The sequence below is a fragment of the Moorena sp. SIO3B2 genome, assembly GCF_010692525.1.
Lineage (GTDB): Bacteria > Cyanobacteriota > Cyanobacteriia > Cyanobacteriales > Coleofasciculaceae > Moorena > Moorena producens.
The window spans coordinates 1-1,050 of record NZ_JAAHHE010000987.1; the positions used below are offsets into that span (position 1 = coordinate 1).

The 1,050-nt window shown below is 33.0% G+C and carries 1 pseudogene; it reads right to left on the bottom strand.

The annotated features are described in order from the left end of the window. Positions 1–1,050 (bottom strand): annotated as a pseudogene (locus F6K38_RS42940) (IS630 family transposase); the annotation flags it as partial.

The window sequence follows — 1,050 nt, forward strand, 5'->3', positions numbered from 1 at the left end:
CCTCCTTCATTTAAAAGATGATTTAACAAACATTCTAATTCTTCAATTGATTTGAAAACTCGATTGGCAATATATTCTTTTGCTGAATGCCAAACCAATTCAATTAAGTTATAATCAGGACTATACTCGGGAAGATATTCTAAATAAATATTCGGCATATCTTCTTCTATTTTATGAATATATTCGGCTTTTTTGTGAAAACTAGCATTGTCTAAAATAATGACGATTTTCGGTCCTTTATTAGCAAAGTCTTCTAGTTGATTACCCGCTTCCATCCATTCATTTTCTAGCTCTTTATAAAAGGTTTTTAAAACTTCATAAAAAGTTTGACTATTGCTTTTTTTGAGGAAATCTACAAATCTTTTTTTATCTGAATATCGCAAAGCTCCCATCACATTAACTCTCCCTTGCCTTTCGGGCAAAGCCCGACGCTGCGCGAACGGTCTCCTCTAACTTTTTTTCGCTTTCCTCTTTTACACCAGTTTTTTCTTCTGATGACTCTCAAACTAAATCCGCTTTCATCCCAAAACCATACCTGAAGACGCTCTGGGCTTTCTTTTTCTATTTTTAAATACTCATCTAGTTTCTTTTTAAATGCTTCCCTTTTTTTAGGGTCTTTTTTAGAATCTAAGCTATACTTTGACCAAAGGTAAACATATTTTTTCTTGACTAGTATCCTACGAACTTGAGACCCACTTAACTTGATGCCTGTTGTATCTTCTAAATGAACGGCTAATTTTTGAGCTGTCCATCGACCAAATTCATATCCTAATTCTTCGGGTTCTTTTTCGACTAATTCTAATAATACTTCTATATATTGTTTTGTTGCTTTTTGGTGATTGCCTTTCATTCTTTTATCTTTAAGACTCTCTAAGTCATCTGGATCTCCGTGGACACACCAATAACAGACTGTGTTCTTTGAACAACCCAAAACTTCAGCAATTTCTAACTGTGTTTTTCCACTATTCAACAACAGCAAAATTAAAATACGTTCTCTAATATTTCCATTTTCTTCTATTTTTAAGGCTTTTTGAAGTATTGTTTTTTGCT